Below are 17,370 nucleotides of genomic sequence, written 5' to 3' on the forward strand. Positions count from 1 at the left end.
TAAAAAAGACTAAGGTTTCATCCTTAATCTTTTATAATTATTAAATAATTTAACGGTTAACTCCGTCGGCCACCACGACCGCCACGTTTACCTTCAGTATTCTTTTTAAGTGTTGCTAATCGACTATCACTTTGCTTGAGAAATTTTGACATCATATCATCAAAATTTTCCGTCTGGGTATTTTTATGGTTTACGGCACCTTCATTATGGTGATTATTAAAGTGGTTCTTATTGCCACCATTTCCATGAAAATTCTTGTGACCGTTGTGTTCGTGATGTTCACCGTGGTTTTGATTATGTCCACCATGTTTTTCACTAACATGACTATGTTCATCATTTGCTTGCTTCATAGAAAGAGCAATTTTTCCATCGTCACCAACTTTTAGGACCTTAACATTTACTTGGTCGCCAACCTTAAGTACATCATGAATATCCTTAATAAAGCCATCTGAGACTTCACTAATGTGTACTAAACCAGTTTTGTGATCTCCTAGGTCTACGAAAGCCCCAAAATTAGTAATTCCAGAAACTTTGCCAGGAACTTTTGTTCCAACTTCAATTGCCATAAAAAAGTGTTTCCTCCTAATAATTAAGTGCTTTTAGTATAGCACCAAAAGCATCAATATTACATATAAAAAACGTAAAAACATTTAATTTTGTGTAACATCCTTAGCCGTGTCATTAGGCAAACTATAAACGGTTTCACCAGACTTAGTATAGTAATATTTGTCACGAATCAATTGTTGGACGTATTCAGAATTATTCAATTGTTTTACATTCAACTTTAACTCTTGGTTTTTTGCCTTTGCATCAACTAAATTTTGTTTGCTAACGTTTGTTTGTTGCTGAATTGCGGATGTTTGTGAAGACGACTTAATAATCCCAAATAACATCGGAATTGAAAACAATAAAAAAATAATCGAAGCTAGACAAATGCGCCTAAATTTTGGTTTATTAATGAATGCCCACTTAATTTTACGATAATAACTCTTGGTATAATCGTTATTCAGCGCCTTGACATTGCTATTTTTCATAAATAATTCCCCCAAAAATTATTCAATTGCCTTAAGTATAGCAATAAGTCACGCCATTGTCTATCGTACTAGGGATGAAAGCGTTTAAAATTGTTCATTTTGATAATCATGTTCATAATCTTCGCTTAAAATTTTATACATTTTATCTGCATCGGCCTTTTTAGTGGTATCAACTAATTGAACCACCTCGATTGTTAAAGTTTTATTACCAAACTTAATTGTTAATTGATCGCGGGGACTAACGTTGGTCGATGACTTTGCAACCCGACCGTTAATTTCAATTCGTCCTTGATCAGAAATACTTTTAGCAACGGTTCTTCTCTTAATAATTCTGGAAATCTTTAAAAATTTATCTAATCTCATAAAATTCACTCTCCGAATTTAATTATTTTTTCATCCAATGATTAATAACTGGTAAATCGCTTAGTTCATCGGGTTCAAATATTTTCAGTTTTAGCACCGCAAGCAAGGCTGTGCAACCACCGAATAATGTTTCAATAATTAACATCCCTAACGTCACCATTCTTCCAGGTGTCGGCGGCATTAATTGGTTTAGCCCAAATTGAATAATAATAACGACGACGGCCATTATAAAAGTAGCCATTAGTAATTTTAAAATCATCTGCCACGAATATGCCTGGATTGAAAGCAGCTGCTTAACCCCGATTTCATTTACCGTTAATCCAACTAGCAGTGCAACGACGGTCGAAATACTACCACCCAATATCCCAATTCTAGCAACTAATGCCTCTGTAATGAATGCTTTTATTACCATACTTGTAATAACCGCATAAAAACCAATTCGAAAATTACCAATTCCCTGCAAGATACTATTATCGGTAGTAATTAAAGTTACAATAATGATACTTAAACAATAAAATGCTAGCGTCATGCTTCCTGAAGTCGTTCCAAACAACACCCGATTGATTGAAGGCATTAAAATAATCATTCCCGTCGTTATCAAAACGGTTATTACCAAGCTGCTCTTTACCATCAACCGTGCAGTGGATTCAAACGTTCTTTGATGGTGTTCTTGGATTGACTTTGCTAGGGATGGTAATGCGGCAGAAGCAAACGAGGTCCCAATTACTAACCCGACTTGCACTAATGGTTGCGCCCGATCATAAACCCCCTTGATATCTTGCGAAAGCAATCCATCTACGCCTGATAGAATTAATCCCTTTCTAATCGTAAATGAATCGACCAATTGCATCATTATCATGATTGAAGATAATAAACAAATCGTGCCACCTTCGATGAATAATTTTCTTGTAATTTGCCAATTACTGATTTGAGGGCGCTTACCATGTTTTTTGAAAGTTGGCCAAATGAACATTAGTAAAACTAAGCTAGAAAAAATTGCCCCAATCGGTGATGACAACATTGCATTCCGCCCCATTAAATAAAGGTCCCAGTGATTACGGTGGGCTAAAATTGCAACTATGATAATAATTGAAATTCTAATGATCTGCTCAACTACCTGCGAAATTGCAGTTGGCAACATGTTCAAGGTGCCTTGAAAAAAACCACGACTAGTTGATAAGAACGGCATTAATAAAAACATCCAGCTAACCGCACGAATGACAATCGATAATCGGACATCCCCCATCTGAATTGCAATCAATGGCGCCCCTAATTGTAGTCCTGAAAAAATGAATATTGCTGCAACCACCAAAATCAAGTGGATCCTTTTGATCAAACCAATTCGCTGTTCTAAGTTGGATTCTTCAGCCACTAGTTTAGAAATTAAAACTGGCAGTCCGGAAAGCGCAAACGTCATCCCAATTCCATAAATTGGGTAAACTTGTTGATAAATATAAAAGCCAACGTTCCCGACTAGGTTTTGTAATGGGATTCGATAAGCTGCACTTAAAATTTTAGCAATCAAAGCGGAAATGGTTAATATTCCAGCGCCACTCATTACGGTTTTAATTTGAGAATTACCGCTCATCATCAATCTCCATTCTGCGTTGGAACAATGACTCAATCAACTTCATTAGCTCGTTTAGCCATTCAGATTGTTTCATATTGGGCTGAATGATCAGCTTAATTTGAATTCGTTCATTCACAACCTCAATCGTAGAACGAAACTTGGTTTCAGCAATGGCCCTTAAAATATCCTTGGAATCGAATTTATCGGTCCCCAATTTAGAAAGCGTAATTAAGATGGCCTGATCATTGTTACTAATTTTTTTAATCAAAGCTTGATCCGATAACATCTTCATTCGGCCGATCAATAACAGGTTGGCAACCGCTTGTGGATAATCACCGAATCGATCGATCAAATCACCCTGAATCTCAGTGTATTGATCTTCATTCTCCAATTGGCGAATCCGTTTGTAGAGCTCGATTTTTTGTTGATGATCGCTAATGTAATCATCTGGCAAGTATGCTTCAACATCCAATTCGATCGTGGAGTCAACCTTCTGGGTGCGACTCGTCCCACGTTTTTGAGCCACTGCATCTGATAACATTTCGGTATACAGATCATAACCAACCGAATCAACGAACCCGTGTTGCTGCTTCCCCAGTAAGTTACCAGCACCACGTAACGATAAATCGCGCATGGCGATTTTAAATCCAGATCCCAGTGCCGTAAAGTCACGAATGGCATCCAAGCGGTTCTCACTAACCTCGGTCAATACCTTATTGGGTTTGTACATGAAATAAGCATAAGCGATTCGATTACTCCGCCCAATCCGACCGCGCAACTGGTACAGCTGTGACAAGCCCATGTGATCAGAATTTTCCACGAAAAGCGTATTGGCGTTTGGGATATCGACACCCGTTTCAATAATCGTCGTGGTGACTAATACGTCGTATTCACCATTCACAAAGTCATAGAGAACGCTTTCCAATTGATTTTCGTTCATCTTGCCGTGAATGTAACCAACCCGAGCATCTGGCACCAATTGTTCTAGTAGCCCGACCGTTTTTTCAATATCTTCGACACGGTTGTGAAGATAAAAGACCTGCCCGCCGCGGTCCATCTCACGGTGAATCCCATCTTTGATCGTCCCAGCATTTTCTTCTAACACATATGTTTGAATCGGATATCGATTGGTCGGGGGCGTTTCAATTACTGACAGATCACGGACCCCCATCATTGACATGTTTAAAGTTCTGGGAATCGGCGTTGCCGTCAAAGTCAAAACATCGACGGCAGAACGCATCGTTTTGATCCGTTCCTTATGCTTGACCCCAAACCGTTGTTCCTCATCGACGATCAATAGGCCGAGGTCCTTAAAACGAACGTCCTTAGACAACAATCGGTGGGTGCCGACCACGATATCGATCGAACCATCAGCAAGTCCGCTAATCGTCTCTTTAATCTCTTTTGGGGTTCTAAAACGTGATAATACGGCCGCTTGAACTGGAAATCCATCGAAACGCTTTAGAATCGTTTCATAGTGTTGGTGAGCCAATACGGTCGTCGGGACTAAAAAGGCAACTTGTTTGCCCGCTTCAATGGCCTTAAACGCTGCACGTAATGCGACCTCGGTTTTACCATACCCAACGTCACCGACTAATAGGCGATCCATTGGATGGGGCTTTTCCATATCGGTTTTAATTTCATCAATGCTCTTGAGTTGGTCAGGCGTTTCTGGATATGGGAACGCATCATCGAATTGTTCTTGATAAACATCATCAGGTGGGAATGCAAAGCCAGTTTCGGATGATCTTTTAGCGTATAGTTCAATCAAGTCATCAGCGATATCTTCAATCTTGCTGGCAACCTTACTTTTGGTCTTGGCCCATTCGGTCCCACCAAGTTTATTGATCCGCGGACGTTTATCTTCCGATGAAACGTATTTTTGAATCAAATTTAACTGTGTCACAGGAATGAAGAGCTGGGCATTATCACGATAGGTAATCGTCATGTAGTCTTGATGTTTACCATCGACTTCCATCGTCTTCATACCTTCATAACGGCCAATCCCGTGGTTGACGTGCACAACGTAATCACCAGGTTTTAGATCAACGTAACTCTTGATTCGCTCCGCATTCGAAAAGGTCTGGCGTTTGGCGCGGCGCTTCGTAACGTGGTTGAACATCTCCGCTTCGGTAATCAACGCCAAGTTCGCAAATGGCAACTCGAAGCCGTTGTTCAACCGCTCTGGAATCAATTGGACTTGATTTGAAATGATGTTATCCCAATCGGTTTGGGTCGCATGAATTGCAAAGTCTTCCATCGTGTTCGATAGTTTAGCCATTTGGGCCTTATCACGGACCATAATGATAACGGTTTCTTTTTGCTTCAACCAGCGATTCATCTCGGTCTTAAGTAGTGGAATTTGCCCATAGAATTTCTGCATTGGTTGAACTGTAATTTCAATCAACTGGGTTAATTTCAAACCATTCAATCCCCGTTGGAACCGCGAAAACATTAGTTCTGCTTGCTTAGCAGCTTTGAAAGTCTTTTTAAAGTCGTGGCCGAACTTTTGGTCGCTAAAGATTTCACCATTCAATAACTTATCGGCCGCCCACTGCTGTTCATCGCCCAGTAGTTCCTGTTCTGACTCTAATAACCGATTATAGTCATCACAAACGATGACCCCATCAGCTGGAACGTAGTCGAAAATCGACGTAGATGTCTTGAACAGGTAGTTAGCAAACAAGATTAATTGATCATCAATGATCCCCTCTTTAAATTCATCAATGATCGGTTGCAAATAATCGGTCATCGCTTCAGCGACGCGTCGATCCTTCATCTGCCCAGTCGAACGGTTTAAGTGGCTTTGCAAAAGATCGGGACCATTTTTTAATTGATAGTCATTCAGGATAAAATCGGTTGCAGGAAGCACCTTAAATTGTTCAAGGTTTTGAATACTACTCTGTGTGGAGACATCAAAATAGCGAAGTGAATCCACTTCGGTATCAAAAAAATCAATTCGAATTGGGTATTCAGAATTGAGTGGATAAATATCAACAATCGAACCACGAACCGCAAACTCACCAGGAGCAGCGACCATCCGCGTTTTGCGGTATCCTAGCCGAAATAATTTTGCCTGCATCTCGGCTAATTCAATTTCTGCCCCGACTTCAATTGCAAACTGGTTTGCTGAGAAGTCCTTCGGAGTCGGCAACATTCTGCGGATTCCTGACATAGATGTCACAACTACGCACGATTGGTCGGTCTGAAGGGCATGCAGCGCCCGCACCCGTTGCGAACGATACTGCGGGGAACTAGTCGCTGCTTCAGCTGCGATCAATTCCTCTGCTGGAAATTCAAACACCTGATTTTCAGATAGCAAGTTAGTGAAATCATCCGCAACTTGGGTCATATGATGTAGATTATCCACTACTAACAAGATCGGGTGGTTAATCCGCTGCATTAAAATCGATAGTAACAATGTTTTGGCTGAGCCTGACATCCCCGTAATTAGTTGACGGGTGGCAGGCTTTAAGTTGTCAGTAATTGTTTTAAATTGGGGAATCGAAGTAAAAAACTGACTTAGTTTCATTCAAAGGGTCCTTTCAACACTTTAATTATATTTATTTTCAAGTTTATCGAACGCTTCGCCACCTACCCAATCGTTCAAAGCGGCTACTGAATGGTCACAAGCGGTCTTAAAATCAGGGAGTTGTTCATCAGTAAACTTCCCCAATACATAGTCAACAACGCTTTGTAACTTGGGATGATCCGTACCGACTCTGATCCGATTAAATTGATTAGTTCCTAAATGGGCAATTAAGCTCTTAATCCCATTATGACCACCTGCAGCACCATGGGTCCTTAGTCTAATCTTACCAACTGGCAGGTCCATATCATCATATACAACGATTAAGTCTTCAATATCTAGTTTATAAAATTTCATCAATGGACCAACTGCACGGCCCGATTCGTTCATAAAGGTGGTTGGTTCCACTAATAAGACCTTTTCACCATCGATCATCGTAGAGCCTAACTTAGCATCCATCTTACGAATGGTAAATTCAATTCCGTGGTCAGCAGCAAATTGGTCTAAAACTGCAAAGCCAGTGTTATGACGAGTCCCATCGTATTGGGGGCCAATGTTTCCTAATCCAACGATCATTTTCATTTTTAATTGCACTCCTATTTTTATCTATTTCTATCTATTATAGCAAAATATCACTTTAATATAATTAAAGGTGTCCTCTTCGTTATCAACTTAAGGTTAATTATGCTATAATTACCTCTGGAAGCATTAAAATCAAAATTCTTTTGAAGGGATGATTATTTTGGCATTAAAACACCAAAAAGTTGCTTTAGTCGGTGACGGTGCGGTTGGTTCATCATACGCATTTGCTATGATGCAACAAGGAATCGCTGAAGAATTCGTCATTATTGATATTGTTAAAGATCGTACAGAAGGAGACGCTTTAGACCTTGAAGACGCTCAAGTTTTCACTGCTCCAAAGAAGATCTACTCTGGCGATTATGCTGATTGTAAGGATGCTGACCTAGTAGTTATTACTGCTGGTGCTCCTCAAAAGCCAGGCGAAACTCGTCTTGACTTAGTAAGCAAAAACATCAAGATCCTTTCATCAATTGTTAAACCAGTTGTTGATTCAGGATTTGATGGTATTTTCTTAGTAGCTGCTAACCCAGTTGATGTGTTAACTTACGCTACTCAAAAATTATCAGGTTTTCCAAAGGAAAAGGTTGTTGGTTCAGGTACTTCACTAGATACCACCCGTTTCCAAGTTGCTGTTGGTAAGAAGTTGGGTATCAACCCAGCTGATGTTCACGCATACATCATGGGTGAACATGGTGACTCCGAATTTGCTGCCATTGATGAAGCAGAAGTTGGTAGTCGTCCATTACTTGACGTGGCTAAGGAAAATGGCGTAAGCAAGGACGATCTTCTTAAATTAGAACAAGAAACTCGTGACAAGGCTTACACGATCATTAACAAGAAGGGTGCTACCTTCTACGGTGTTGCAACCGCATTAATGAGAATTTCTCGTGCCATCCTACGGGATGAAAACTCAGTATTACCAATTGGTGCTCCAATGAACGGTGAATACGGATTAAACGATATTTACATCGGAACTCCTGCCGTTATTAACGCATCTGGTGTTGCTAAGGTTCTCGAAGTCCCATTGAGTGCTGATGAAGCTAAAAAGATGTCAGCATCCGCTGAAACTTTGAAGGAAATGGCTAAAAAGGGTATGGATTCATTAAACTAATCCACCAATTTTAAACATTTAAAATAACCGCACTCCGTTGAGTGTGGTTATTTTTTATTAGAAAGAAGGTTTGCGGGAGTTCCCGAACAATTAACTATGAAACGGCAAATCAATCAAAAACTCGGTTGGCCTTTAATTATCCTAACCGCAATATTAAGTTTAATAATTACCGCATTTGTCACCACCACTTCCCCCCTATTTGCATTTAACAATTCATGGGACGGTAATACCATGTTTACAGTTGGTAAGGGGCTATGGCATGGTTTGATGCCGTATCGTGATCTGTTCGATCAAAGAGGGCCGTTAATATACTTAATGAATTCATTTGCAGCTTTAATTAGCTATCGGACATTTATTGGTGTATATCTATTTGAAGCAATCACGGTCCTATTTGATTTAATCTTAAGTTATAAAATCATCAACCTTAAATTTAGCAAGCCGATTGCATATGCCAGTAGTTTTACATTACTGCCGATCGTTTTTAACGACTACTTCTTTGAAAACGGTGAATTACCAGAAAGTTTGATCATGCCCCTGGTGCTTAGTTTAATCTACATCATTTTAAAGAATAACGGAAAATCAGAAAGTAACTGGCAATTGTTTGGCCAAGGAGTGGCATTATCATTAGTCTTTTGGACCAAGTTCAGCCTGGTATTACCATGGGTCGCATTTTTCGTTTGGATCGGTCTGAACGCCATTTTTAAAAGAGAATGGCATGAGCTGTTACGTAAAGTTACCTTTAGTATCGCTGGTTTTTTAACTGTTTCCATCCCAATTATTGTTTTTTATGGAATCATGGGGGCTTTAGGAGATTTATTTAAAATTTATTTCTTTGCTAACTTTAAGTATTACCCCCACAGTAAATTTTTATCAGTTCAAATAATATATACAATTACGGATTTCATCATCAAAAATTGGCGAACCATGACCATTACGACGCTATTTTGCTTAAGCATTGGTTACTTTATCTGTGCAACTAAGTTCAAATGGTTCCCCAAAGTAATTATATTAACTGGAATTATGTTTGAAGTGATCATGATCGTTGGTAATCAACACAGTTATCGTTATTACTTCGTTGGATTAGGCGTTTTCATGATCTTTTTGTCAATGGGAATTGCCAGTCTTCTAACTTTCTTTGCTGAACACAGCTTTGATAATCAAAAGCAGTTAAGCATTATCGTAATGGCAATTGCAATTGGATCAATCTTCATTACCAATCAAATTTATCGCAACACGATCTTATTTCCACACAACCAATCAATTAGTACCAACCAAAAATCAACCATCCCATTTCAAATTGAATTTGCTAAAATTATCGATCGCAGTAACGACCGCACTATTTTAAATTATAATAATCTAGACGTAGGGGTATATACAGCGTCTGGAACATTGCCCCCGACTAAATACTTTGCTAAACTGAATTTGAAGGGTTTTAAACCGTTGATGCGCACCCAAAATTATATTTTAAATAATCATAAAGCTCATTTTGTAATTTTCACACTTCTTGCTGGTGAAACAATTTGGGATTCACCAAACCATCCAGATGAATACTTTACCAAAGCATATCATCTAGTTGCAAAGCGCCGTGCAGTTTTCCAAAATCACAAAATGACATACTTACTATATGAATTAAGGAGCTGATTTTATGTTATTAAAATCTCTAGTTAAACCTAAAAATGGTTTAACAATGGTCACTGAAAACAATACGTTGGCAGAAGCGTTACAAATTTTAGAAGAAAAGGACTTTCGCTGTGTGCCAATTTTAGATGAAACAGGCACCCTTTTCCGTGGTAACATTTATAAGATGCATTTATATCGTCATAAGTCACGGGGCGGAGATATGAACCTTCCCGTTACCCATTTGATTAAAAATTCGACTAAGTTCATTAGCGTTAACGCCTCATTTTTCAACGTTTTCTTCTCAATTAAGGATCTACCATACATTGCAGTTCTGGATGAACAAAATTCATTTTACGGAATTTTAACCCATAATCGCTTAATGGACATGCTTTCTCAGTCCTGGAACGTTAACGTTGGTAGTTACGTAATTACGGTTGTATCAACTGGCGAACGTGGTGATTTAGAAAAAATGGCCAGAACCATTTCTAAGTTTACGAGCATTGCTAGTGTAATCTCCCTAGATGTCCAGGAAGGCGAATTAGTCCATCGGACCATGTTCACCCTACCATCAGATGTGGATAAGGAATTACTCAATAAGGTAATTACCACCCTTAACAAGCGTGGCTTCAAGGTCCCAGAAATTGAAAATCTAAATAGCATGCAATAACCAACTAAAAAGATTCGTAAATGATGAATTCATTTACGAATCTTTTTGGTTATGTATACTACTTTTTATCATTCACTTTTGAAGATAATCCAATGCTTAACTCTAAAGCAGTATCAACTTTTTTCATTAGATATTTATTTAAATGAGCAACTCGGTCGTTAAGCCGCTGCTTATCAATCGTTCGAATTTGTTCCAGTAATATTACCGAATCCTTCTCAATATCCGATTGACTTGCCTTTATCCCCACATGGGTGGGCATTTTAGGTTTAGAAATCCGTGCAGTGATTGCGGCTACAATGACAGTCGGACTGTAATGATTTCCAATATTGTTTTGGATTATCAATACAGGTCTGACCCCTCCTTGTTCGGAACCGACGACCGGAGATAAATCAGCATAAAAAATATCACCACGTTTAACATCTGTCTTGGCCATTTCTGATATACCCCTCCTTTATATTATTAACGAATTTGTGTTTCACTAAATATTCATTAATAGTTCTTGCCGCACAATCCTCAGAGGGCATAAACTCTTTAACGATATCCTTATTTAAATTCCCCATAAAGATATATCCATATATTAATTCCTGAAAATATGGGGAATAGTTATATTCAGGATTAACTAATACAGAAAACGTTCTATAATTAGTTTGGTTATTTCTAATTTCATTGATCAAAATTAGTTTAGACGTTCTAACTAAAAAACGTTCACACAAAATAAATGGCATAATAAATACCCCTTATTATAATATTAATTGAAACAATCACTAAATATATACTCTTGGTAGTCGCTCTTGGAATAAACAAACAACTTCATAATGAATTGTATCACAAAATTGAGCTATTGATTCCAATGAGATTATATTTTCTCCATCTTTTCCAACTAGGGTCACCTTAGTTCCCAACTTAACCCGTTCGGGCAACCTAATCATAAATTGATCCATGCAGATCCTACCAACGATTGGGCAAAACTGACCGTTAACCAATACGTGAAAATTCTGTAACGATCTTACATACCCATCAGCATACCCCACTGGGACCGTCCCAATCCATTGCTCTTCATCCGTTGTATATGTGGCTCCGTATCCGATTGAGCGACCAGCTGGAACTAATTTACAATGGACCACCTCAGAAAACAAACTTAAGGCTGGCAATAATTTATATGGCGGTTTGATTTCAGTCCCAGAAGGATTTAGACCATATCCAGCTACCCCAAAACGAATCATGTTCCCGTTACATTCTTGATGCCATAAACTAGTCGCAGAATTTGAAACATGAACATAACGTGGTCGCTTGGGAAGAGCTTTAAGGAAGCGTTTGAAACGATCTACTTGTAGTCTAAAGTATCTTTCATCATTAGAATCAGCAGTTGAAAAGTGGGTAAAAATCCCCTCAATATTAATCAATGATGCATTTGTGTTGACCACAGCGACTGCTGCATTCATTTCATCGATCGACTGAAAACCAATTCTACCCATTCCAGTATCTAAGGCGATGTGAACATTTAATCGGGGCGCACTAGGCTGCTGTGCTAAAACTTGAATTGCCTCGTTAAGCCATTCATTTGAAGGTAACGTAATCGCAATATTATAAGTAGCAGCCAATAAAACATCTTCGGGTCTTGTAACCCCAAGAACCAAAATTGGTTCCGTAAACCCAGCCGAACGTAAATCAATTGCTTCATCCAAGATCGCAACACAAAAGCCAGTTGCACCCGCAGATTTAGCAATTTTAGCAACTTCAACCGCCCCATGTCCATATCCATTGGCCTTAACAACCATAAACATTTCAGTCCCGTTAGCTAATCGCTTGACCTCACTGTGAATATTATGAAAAATTGCCTGCCTATCAATTACTAGGCTAGCGTTTCGATGAAATCCAACACTCATAATCTGCACCCTCAAATATAATTTATAGTCTATTTTAGCATTAAATCATATAATAAAAAATAGGAACGTAGATTTATAATCCATCATTCCTATTTCTTATTAATATCTTATTCTTTTAAAATCATTAAATTAATCGCGTTGTTTGATTGTAAATGACTTGCCATTTCCGTTTGAGCGATGGTTATCATTACCACGTCGATCATTGCTTCGACCATGATTACGATCATTACGACGGTTTCCACCACGACCATTAAAACGATGGCTACCGCCACCGTAATTACGATTTCCGCCGCGACCACCACCATGACCGCTATAACGACGACCATGACTAAAGCGCCGTTTCTTGTTTGGTAATGGCCGTTCTGGAGTAATTCGTACCTTTACCTGACTTCTAGTCATCTTACTGAGCAATACGGATACTAATTCCTTAGCAGAATATTTTTCTAGCAATTCATCTGCGGTTGCTGAAAATTTATCCATATCGGTCTTTTCAATCATGCTAGCCAATTCGCCCTTAACAGCACCTAATTGACCGTTTAATGCTTCGGTTTCCGAAGGAGGCTTAAGTGGTAACATTCTAACCTTGGTTAATTTTTCAACTTCACGAAGGTAGTCCTTTTCATTGGGTTCAACAAAAGTAAGTGATACCCCATGCTTACCGGCCCGACCAGTCCGACCGATTCGGTGAACGTAACTTTCTGGGTCTTGTGGAATATCGTAGTTATAAACATGCGTAACTCCACTAACATCGATCCCACGTGCAGCAACATCAGTTGCAACTAAGATTGAAATTTTGCCATCACGAAATTCACGCATGATTTGTGAACGCCGCTTTTGAGTTAAATCACCGTGTAATCCAGCAGCTGGATACCCACATGCAATTAAGCCACGGGAAACTTCGTCCACTCGACGCTTAGTCCGACAAAAGACGATCGTTACCTTTGGTGCTTGAACATCAAAGAAGCGTGTCATTAAGTCAAACTTCTCAGCTTCTTTAGAACGAACGTAGAATTGATCAACTAAGTCGGTAGTCAATTCCTTGGCTTTGATTTTAACTTGCTTAGGTTGATTCATAAATTGAACCCCAACCCGCTTAATTTTATCTGGCATCGTAGCTGAGAATAAGAGCGTTTGACGTTCAGTAGGAAGGGCTTTGATGATACTTTCAATATCATCTAAAAATCCCATATCTAACATATCATCAGCTTCATCAAGAACTAAGAATTTAACATTCCCTAGTTTTAAAGTCCGTCTATTAATATGGTCTAAAATCCGTCCAGGAGTTCCAACCACAACTTGTGGATGCTTTTTAAGATTTCTAATTTGTTGACGAATATCTGCACCACCATAAACTGCTTGAACCTTAGCGCCTTCTACCCTACCAAAACGATTCATTTCGCGTTGGGTTTGGATTGCTAATTCTCGCGTTGGTGATACGACTAATGCTTGGACATTTGAATCTTCTAAATCAATCTTGTCCAAAATTGGTAAGGAAAATGCAGCTGTTTTACCAGTCCCCGTTTGGGCTTGACCCAACACATCATGGCCTTCAAGAATCAAAGGAATCGTATCCGATTGGATAGGGGTAGCTTCGGTAAAACCTGCTTTTTCAACGGCTGTTAATAGGTCTTGTGATAAACCTAAATCTCTAAATTTCAAAAAATTTCCTCCTATGATTTCGAAAATTACTAGTGAGCTAAGAAAAATCCGTTTCCGTCAAACACCCAAAAGCTGATTCAAAATCAATAAATCTATTATTAAAGTTGTATATCTAAATAATAATAATCCTTTTTCTTTAATTAAGCAACAATATTAATGCTGATCAGTCAGAATATTTAAGATTATCTCCAAATGAATTCCATGACTAGCCTTAAGTAATAACACATCATCAGCAGTAATTATTTTTTCTAGTTCTAAAGCACCTTGCTTAATTTGATCGGCTTCATAATAATGAATTCGATCAGAAGCGTACTTGCCAATTAATTTATCGCGTAACGCTGCCATATCAGTTCCAATTAAAAATACTTCTGGAATTAAAGATGGATTTAAATAGTCAGCAAGTGACTCATGCATTGCTTTTGACTGCGCCCCTAATTCTAACATGTCGCCTAACACCGCAATCCGCCGCCCAGTAGTTTTAACTTCATCAAACGCTTTTAAAACCTCCTTAACGGCAGTAGGGTTAGAGTTATAGACATCACTTAAAATTAATTCACCACGTTTTCCCTTAATCCATTCGGTTCGATTAGCAGTTAGGTTAACGTTTTTTAAACCCTTCCGAATTGATTCAGGTCTAATTTGAAATAATGAACCAGTTAAGACAGCAGCTAGGGCATTATTAACATTGTATTCACCAATCATTGGGATTGTGAATGAAAAATCTTGCCATTTATTAGTAACGAAACTCGTTTGAGTAGTTTGGTCACTAATTTCAGTTGGATAAATATCGTTAACTCCGTTGCGTCCGAAAGTTAATTCATTAAAATTAAATTGGGCCGCACGCTGCTTTAAGAGCGGTTCATCACCATCATAAATAAACGTCCCATCTTCTTTTAGTCCGTGTAAAATTTCTATTTTGGCATCGGCAATCTTATCACGGGTCCCAAAAAACTCGATGTGGGCTTCACCAATCATCGTAATAATCGCAACATCAGGTTGGACCAACCGACTTAAGAAGTCTAATTGACCAGGGCGATCCATCCCCATTTCCACCACCAATACTTCTGTATTAGACTCCATTGAAAGCACGGTAATCGGAACTCCAATCTCATTATTAAAATTAGCATGCGTCTTGGTAACGTTAAAATTAGTCGCTAAAATTGAAGCAACCATATCCTTAGTCGTGGTCTTACCGTTGCTCCCTGTAACGGCAATCACCTTCGGATTAATTTTGTTTAAGTAGTACTGGCTTAAATCCTGGAGTGCCTTCAACGGATCGGGTACTACAATAATTGGAAAATCAATCGGCATACCATCGTGATCGCTCGCCCAAAATGTGGCACTCGCACCATTGATAATGGCACTGTTAACAAACCGATGGCCATCTTGATCACCAACAAGCGGCACAAATAATGCTCCCGATTTCAATTCTCGACTATCGAAAGATACACTCGTTAATTCAACGTTAGCAAATTTGGTAACGTCATTTTCTGCTGATACAGCCTTAGCAATTTCAGCTAAACTCATTTTCATATTTTTTAACCCCATTAAGCTATCAAATAAAAAACATTCTGGTGTTTCTAACAACCAGAATGCAATTAATCTTCAAAAATAAAATTATTTGGTAATTTATCTTCATCAATGTGAAGTTGCCATTTTTGTTCATAGATTAGATACTTTAGTGTCCCAATCGAAACAGCATTCTGATATATATCATGTTTAGTATACCATGTACTCTGTTTTTCTGGATACTTTTCCATCAATAATGGGATATTATATTGCCGTTGTTGCTCAAAAGATTGGTCAAAAGCAACTACTAATCCCTCACTACTTAATTTAATAATTTTAGTTAGGACCATTTCATCAATATCCTTAATTACCAATGGTCTTACAAACATTCTTCTTCCACTATGCATTTCCCTAAGGTGCCGCTTCAGACTAATTTCTAAAACATGGTTGAACTTAGAAAACTGCCGATAAAAAACCTTTACAAAATCAGATTTCAAAAGAATATAAATATAATTATTACGCAATTTAGAAGAAAACGGGCTATTCATTGGATATGTCATATGTCCCAGATAAAGTAAATTTGCAATCTCGCTATCCAGCAGAACATTTAAATCATCATTGGAATGAAAATCAATAATTTTTTTATCTGTAATCTGTTTATTAAGTAAGTAATCACGCACCGCTCCACTTCCAGTAATCGTGCTAAACTTAGCGTGTGCATTATAGCTATTTGCATTTTTACGATCATCATTCAATAAAATAATATTACTCGGAACGTTTGCTAGTCCATTTACAAAATCTGCGGAATCGATTCCCCTAGTAATCGTCATGTTTCTTACTAAATTAGCGTCGATGTAAATAAAGTTATCCCGCATTACAACCACACTTTCCCAAATATTTAACTATTCAATTGTACTACTTTTTAAATCAATTGAAACATGCTAATTACATTTTCTCCAATCTTTGAATACGCGATTCAATCGGTGGATGAGTATCAAAAAGGCGGGAAAAAGAAAATCGATGCTTTCCATGGTATGGATCTTCGATATATAATCCTGCACTATTTGAATTAATATCGTGCATTGGTTGCCCACCTGAAATTTTCTTCAAGGCGTTAATTAACCCCAACGGATTTCTGGTTAATTCGACCCCAGAAGCATCGGCTAAATATTCTCGATTCCGTGATAAAGCCATTTGAGCAATGCTAGCAGCGATTGGTCCTAAAATAATGATCACAACGGATGCAATGATTTCAATGATTCCATTATCCTTTTCATTATCATTCCGTCGGCCACCACCAAACCAAAGGGAACGCATTCCAAAATCAACAATAATTGAAATTGCAGCTGATAGTGCTAATCCAATCGTTGATACTCGAATGTCATAGTTCCGAATGTGAGAGACCTCGTGGCCAATCACACCCTCTAGTTCCTCACGATTTAAAATCGCTAATAGGCCAGTCGTAACCGCCACAGCAGCTTTTTTAGGATTATTTCCAGTTGCAAACGCATTCGGACTATCATCATTAATGATAAATAACCGTGGCATTGGAATTCTTGCAACTAATGCCATATCAGAAACAATATGCCATAATTCTGGGGATTGATGTTCATCTGTTATTTCTTGACCATGATTCATCATCATCACAATATCGATCGATTGGTTAATCATGATCAATGAGTAAATCAGGCCAACAACAAAAGCAATCACCATACCCACGATTGGATTTCTAAAGAATAAAATACCCACGGCTGCCCCAACGGCTAATAGTAATAAAATAAACCCAAATAAAACATAGATCGTTTTTCGTTTGTTATTCGCAATTTGTTCGTATAACATC

General features: G+C 38.4%; 16 protein-coding genes. 3 read left to right on the forward strand and 13 right to left on the reverse strand.

Features of this window, described 5'->3' with window-relative positions:
- Positions 1–56: 56 nt before the first annotated feature.
- The 6 genes from ACSVI6_RS00050 to pth all read right to left on the reverse strand — a co-directional run bounded on the left by ACSVI6_RS00050 (position 57) and on the right by pth (position 7,078).
- The gene (locus ACSVI6_RS00050; protein WP_491716693.1) at positions 57–566 is read right to left on the reverse strand and encodes a S1 domain-containing RNA-binding protein; all 510 of its coding nucleotides are present in this window, start codon (positions 564–566) and stop codon (positions 57–59) included.
- 84 nt (positions 567–650) lie between these two features.
- A complete protein-coding gene (locus ACSVI6_RS00055; RefSeq protein WP_491716694.1) occupies positions 651–1,034 on the reverse strand; it encodes an FtsB family cell division protein in 384 nt (127 codons plus the stop codon).
- 84 nt (positions 1,035–1,118) lie between these two features.
- Positions 1,119–1,397 (reverse strand): RNA-binding S4 domain-containing protein, encoded by a 279-nt coding sequence (locus tag ACSVI6_RS00060; RefSeq protein WP_491716695.1) that lies wholly within the window; start codon positions 1,395–1,397, stop codon positions 1,119–1,121.
- A gap of 22 nt (positions 1,398–1,419) precedes the next feature.
- Positions 1,420–2,985, reverse strand: coding sequence for a putative polysaccharide biosynthesis protein (locus ACSVI6_RS00065; protein WP_491719747.1), 1,566 nt, complete (start codon positions 2,983–2,985; stop codon positions 1,420–1,422).
- Positions 2,975–6,499 carry a transcription-repair coupling factor gene (gene mfd / locus ACSVI6_RS00070; RefSeq protein ID WP_491720687.1) on the reverse strand — a complete coding sequence of 1,175 codons (3,525 nt, stop codon included), beginning with the start codon at positions 6,497–6,499 and terminating at the stop codon, positions 2,975–2,977. Before mfd ends, ACSVI6_RS00065 begins: the two co-directional genes overlap by 11 nt.
- A gap of 21 nt (positions 6,500–6,520) precedes the next feature.
- Positions 6,521–7,078 carry an aminoacyl-tRNA hydrolase gene (gene pth, locus ACSVI6_RS00075; protein WP_491720688.1) on the reverse strand — a complete coding sequence of 186 codons (558 nt, stop codon included), beginning with the start codon at positions 7,076–7,078 and terminating at the stop codon, positions 6,521–6,523.
- A gap of 160 nt (positions 7,079–7,238) precedes the next feature.
- On the opposite strand from pth, the gene ACSVI6_RS00080 reads away from it, so the two are divergent.
- The 3 genes from ACSVI6_RS00080 (at position 7,239) to cbpA (ending at position 10,476) form a co-directional block, all read left to right on the forward strand.
- On the forward strand, positions 7,239–8,189 hold the full coding sequence (locus ACSVI6_RS00080) for an L-lactate dehydrogenase (protein WP_491716699.1): 951 nt from the start codon (positions 7,239–7,241) through the stop codon (positions 8,187–8,189).
- 231 nt (positions 8,190–8,420) lie between these two features.
- Positions 8,421–9,830 (forward strand): hypothetical protein, encoded by a 1,410-nt coding sequence (locus tag ACSVI6_RS00085; protein ID WP_491720689.1) that lies wholly within the window; start codon positions 8,421–8,423, stop codon positions 9,828–9,830.
- Between the two features lie 4 nt (positions 9,831–9,834).
- A complete protein-coding gene (gene cbpA / locus ACSVI6_RS00090) occupies positions 9,835–10,476 on the forward strand; it encodes a cyclic di-AMP binding protein CbpA (protein ID WP_491716701.1) in 642 nt (213 codons plus the stop codon).
- 58 nt (positions 10,477–10,534) lie between these two features.
- On the opposite strand, the gene ACSVI6_RS00095 is transcribed toward cbpA, so the two are convergent.
- The 7 genes from ACSVI6_RS00095 to htpX all read right to left on the reverse strand — a co-directional run bounded on the left by ACSVI6_RS00095 (position 10,535) and on the right by htpX (position 17,369).
- Entirely contained in the window at positions 10,535–10,909 is a 375-nt protein-coding gene (locus ACSVI6_RS00095; RefSeq protein ID WP_491716702.1) for a type II toxin-antitoxin system PemK/MazF family toxin, read from the reverse strand.
- On the reverse strand, positions 10,890–11,201 hold the full coding sequence (locus ACSVI6_RS00100; RefSeq protein WP_491716703.1) for a hypothetical protein: 312 nt from the start codon (positions 11,199–11,201) through the stop codon (positions 10,890–10,892). Before ACSVI6_RS00100 ends, ACSVI6_RS00095 begins: the two co-directional genes overlap by 20 nt.
- A gap of 39 nt (positions 11,202–11,240) precedes the next feature.
- Positions 11,241–12,362 (reverse strand): alanine racemase, encoded by a 1,122-nt coding sequence (gene alr, locus ACSVI6_RS00105; protein WP_491720690.1) that lies wholly within the window; start codon positions 12,360–12,362, stop codon positions 11,241–11,243.
- A gap of 129 nt (positions 12,363–12,491) precedes the next feature.
- Positions 12,492–14,021 (reverse strand): degradosome RNA helicase CshA, encoded by a 1,530-nt coding sequence (cshA, locus tag ACSVI6_RS00110; RefSeq protein ID WP_491720691.1) that lies wholly within the window; start codon positions 14,019–14,021, stop codon positions 12,492–12,494.
- A gap of 153 nt (positions 14,022–14,174) precedes the next feature.
- Positions 14,175–15,554 carry a UDP-N-acetylmuramoyl-tripeptide--D-alanyl-D-alanine ligase gene (locus ACSVI6_RS00115; RefSeq protein WP_491720692.1) on the reverse strand — a complete coding sequence of 460 codons (1,380 nt, stop codon included), beginning with the start codon at positions 15,552–15,554 and terminating at the stop codon, positions 14,175–14,177.
- A 65-nt stretch (positions 15,555–15,619) separates the two neighbouring features.
- Positions 15,620–16,405: a hypothetical protein gene (locus tag ACSVI6_RS00120; protein WP_491716707.1), complete on the reverse strand. Its 786-nt coding sequence runs from the start codon at positions 16,403–16,405 to the stop codon at positions 15,620–15,622.
- Between the two features lie 70 nt (positions 16,406–16,475).
- Complete coding sequence (gene htpX / locus ACSVI6_RS00125; RefSeq protein ID WP_491716708.1) at positions 16,476–17,369, reverse strand: zinc metalloprotease HtpX; 894 nt, start codon at positions 17,367–17,369, stop codon at positions 16,476–16,478.
- Position 17,370: the final 1 nt, after the last annotated feature.

The organism is Nicoliella sp. ESL1106 (genome assembly GCF_058509965.1).

Coding starts and splice junctions, on each gene's coding strand:
- ACSVI6_RS00115 (WP_491720692.1), bottom strand. CDS start 15,554: ATGAAAATGAGTTTAGCTGAAATTGCTAAGGCTGTATCAGCAGAAAAT.
- ACSVI6_RS00050 (WP_491716693.1), bottom strand. CDS start 566: ATGGCAATTGAAGTTGGAACAAAAGTTCCTGGCAAAGTTTCTGGAATT.
- ACSVI6_RS00085 (WP_491720689.1), top strand. CDS start 8,421: ATGTTTACAGTTGGTAAGGGGCTATGGCATGGTTTGATGCCGTATCGT.
- ACSVI6_RS00120 (WP_491716707.1), bottom strand. CDS start 16,405: ATGCGGGATAACTTTATTTACATCGACGCTAATTTAGTAAGAAACATG.
- htpX (WP_491716708.1), bottom strand. CDS start 17,369: ATGTTATACGAACAAATTGCGAATAACAAACGAAAAACGATCTATGTT.
- ACSVI6_RS00055 (WP_491716694.1), bottom strand. CDS start 1,034: ATGAAAAATAGCAATGTCAAGGCGCTGAATAACGATTATACCAAGAGT.
- ACSVI6_RS00065 (WP_491719747.1), bottom strand. CDS start 2,985: ATGAGCGGTAATTCTCAAATTAAAACCGTAATGAGTGGCGCTGGAATA.
- alr (WP_491720690.1), bottom strand. CDS start 12,362: ATGAGTGTTGGATTTCATCGAAACGCTAGCCTAGTAATTGATAGGCAG.
- ACSVI6_RS00095 (WP_491716702.1), bottom strand. CDS start 10,909: ATGGCCAAGACAGATGTTAAACGTGGTGATATTTTTTATGCTGATTTA.
- ACSVI6_RS00060 (WP_491716695.1), bottom strand. CDS start 1,397: ATGAGATTAGATAAATTTTTAAAGATTTCCAGAATTATTAAGAGAAGA.
- mfd (WP_491720687.1), bottom strand. CDS start 6,499: ATGAAACTAAGTCAGTTTTTTACTTCGATTCCCCAATTTAAAACAATT.
- cbpA (WP_491716701.1), top strand. CDS start 9,835: ATGTTATTAAAATCTCTAGTTAAACCTAAAAATGGTTTAACAATGGTC.
- pth (WP_491720688.1), bottom strand. CDS start 7,078: ATGAAAATGATCGTTGGATTAGGAAACATTGGCCCCCAATACGATGGG.
- ACSVI6_RS00100 (WP_491716703.1), bottom strand. CDS start 11,201: ATGCCATTTATTTTGTGTGAACGTTTTTTAGTTAGAACGTCTAAACTA.